This window comes from Nocardiopsis quinghaiensis (genome assembly GCF_008638365.1).
In the GTDB taxonomy this organism is placed as follows: Bacteria; Actinomycetota; Actinomycetes; order Streptosporangiales; family Streptosporangiaceae; genus Nocardiopsis; species Nocardiopsis quinghaiensis.
Genome location: NZ_VWVU01000055.1, coordinates 2,501 through 5,096 on the forward strand (window position 1 = coordinate 2,501; position 2,596 = coordinate 5,096).

The window sequence follows — 2,596 nt, forward strand, 5'->3', positions numbered from 1 at the left end:
AATAGGGCGTTTAGTACGTGGTCGTAGACCCGAAACCAGGTGATCTACCCATGTCCAGGGTGAAGTTCAGGTAACACTGAATGGAGGCCCGAACCCACGCACGTTGAAAAGTGCGGGGATGAGGTGTGGGTAGCGGAGAAATTCCAATCGAACCTGGAGATAGCTGGTTCTCCCCGAAATAGCTTTAGGGCTAGCCTTAAGTGTAAGAGTCTTGGAGGTAGAGCACTGATTGGACTAGGGGTCCTCATCGGATTACCGAATTCAGTCAAACTCCGAATGCCAATGACTTATCCTTAGGAGTCAGACTGCGAGTGATAAGATCCGTAGTCAAAAGGGAAACAGCCCAGACCGCCAGCTAAGGTCCCAAAGTGTGTATTAAGTGGAAAAGGATGTGGAGTTGCTTAGACAACTAGGATGTTGGCTTAGAAGCAGCCACCATTTAAAGAGTGCGTAATAGCTCACTAGTCGAGTGACTCTGCGCCGAAAATGTACCGGGGCTAAATACACCACCGAAGCTGCGGATTGATACCAATGGTATCAGTGGTAGGGGAGCGTTCTAAGGACAGTGAAGTCAGACCGTAAGGACTGGTGGAGTGCTTAGAAGTGAGAATGCCGGTATGAGTAGCGAAAGACGGGTGAGAATCCCGTCCACCGAATGCCTAAGGTTTCCTGAGGAAGGCTCGTCCGCTCAGGGTTAGTCAGGACCTAAGCCGAGGCCGACAGGCGTAGGCGATGGACAACAGGTTGATATTCCTGTACCACCTCTTTATCGTTTGAGCAATGGAGGGACGCAGAAGGATAGAAGAAGCGTGCGATTGGTTGTGCACGTCCAAGCAGTTAGGCTGATAAGTAGGCAAATCCGCTTATCGTGAAGGCTGAGCTGTGATGGGGAAGCTCCTTATGGAGCGAAGTCTTTGATTCCCCGCTGCCAAGAAAAGCTTCTAGCGAGATAAAAGGTGCCTGTACCGCAAACCGACACAGGTAGGCGAGGAGAGAATCCTAAGGTGTGCGAGAGAACTCTGGTTAAGGAACTCGGCAAAATGACCCCGTAACTTCGGGAGAAGGGGTGCTTTCTTAACGGAAAGCCGCAGTGAATAGGCCCAAGCGACTGTTTAGCAAAAACACAGCTCTCTGCGAAGCCGTAAGGCGAAGTATAGGGGGTGACACCTGCCCGGTGCTGGAAGGTTAAGGAGAGGGGTTAGCGTAAGCGAAGCTCTGAACTGAAGCCCCAGTAAACGGCGGCCGTAACTATAACGGTCCTAAGGTAGCGAAATTCCTTGTCGGGTAAGTTCCGACCCGCACGAAAGGTGTAACGATTTGGGCACTGTCTCAACCAGAGACTCGGTGAAATTATAGTACCTGTGAAGATGCAGGTTACCCGCGACAGGACGGAAAGACCCCGTGGAGCTTTACTGTAGCCTGATATTGAATTTTGGTACAGTTTGTACAGGATAGGCGGGAGCCATTGAAACCGGAGCGCTAGCTTCGGTGGAGGCGCTGGTGGGATACCGCCCTGACTGTATTGAAATTCTAACCTACGGGTCTTATCGACCCGGGAGACAGTGTCAGGTGGGCAGTTTGACTGGGGCGGTCGCCTCCTAAAGTGTAACGGAGGCGCCCAAAGGTTCCCTCAGAATGGTTGGAAATCATTCGTAGAGTGCAAAGGCATAAGGGAGCTTGACTGCGAGACCTACAAGTCGAGCAGGGACGAAAGTCGGGCTTAGTGATCCGGTGGTTCCGCATGGAAGGGCCATCGCTCAACGGATAAAAGCTACCCCGGGGATAACAGGCTTATCTCCCCCAAGAGTCCACATCGACGGGGAGGTTTGGCACCTCGATGTCGGCTCATCGCATCCTGGGGCTGTAGTCGGTCCCAAGGGTTGGGCTGTTCGCCCATTAAAGCGGTACGCGAGCTGGGTTCAGAACGTCGTGAGACAGTTCGGTCCCTATCCGTCGTGGGCGTAGGAAATTTGAGAGGAGCTGTCCTTAGTACGAGAGGACCGGGATGGACGCACCGCTGGTGTACCAGTTGTTCTGCCAAGGGCATAGCTGGGTAGCTATGTGCGGAAGGGATAAGTGCTGAAAGCATCTAAGCATGAAGCCCCCCTCAAGATGAGATTTCCCATAGCGTAAGCTAGTAAGATCCCTGAAAGATGATCAGGTTGATAGGTTCGAGGTGGAAGCATGGTGACATGTGGAGCTGACGAATACTAATAGATCGAGGACTTAACCATATAATATGTAGCAAATGTTATCTAGTTTTGAAGGAATATGCCTTCATAGTTTGGTGATGATGGCAGAGAGGTCACACCCGTTCCCATACCGAACACGGAAGTTAAGCTCTCTAGCGCCGATGGTAGTTGGGACCTTGTCCCTGTGAGAGTAGGACGTTGCCAGGCAATATTATTCCGCAGTAGCTCAGCGGTAGAGCTATCGGCTGTTAACCGATCGGTCGTAGGTTCGATTCCTACCTGCGGAGCCATTGGAGAGCTGTCCGAGTTGGCCGAAGGAGCACGATTGGAAATCGTGTATACGTCATAAGCGTATCAAGGGTTCGAATCCCTTGCTCTCCGCCATAGGATTTATAATATTTGGC

2 tRNA genes and 2 rRNA genes (1 of these 4 only partly in view) are annotated in these 2,596 nt (G+C 51.7%); all 4 read left to right on the plus strand.

Going from position 1 to position 2,596, the window contains the following annotated elements:
* Positions 1-2,234 (plus strand): 23S ribosomal RNA (locus FYX01_RS25890); it begins 688 nt to the left of the window's first position.
* Between the two features lie 49 nt (positions 2,235-2,283).
* A 5S ribosomal RNA gene (rrf, locus tag FYX01_RS25895) occupies positions 2,284-2,399 on the plus strand.
* Between the two features lie 8 nt (positions 2,400-2,407).
* A tRNA-Asn gene (locus tag FYX01_RS25900) sits at positions 2,408-2,482 on the plus strand.
* A 2-nt stretch (positions 2,483-2,484) separates the two neighbouring features.
* Positions 2,485-2,576: transfer RNA gene (locus tag FYX01_RS25905), tRNA-Ser, on the plus strand.
* The last annotated feature ends 20 nt before the right edge of the window (positions 2,577-2,596 follow it).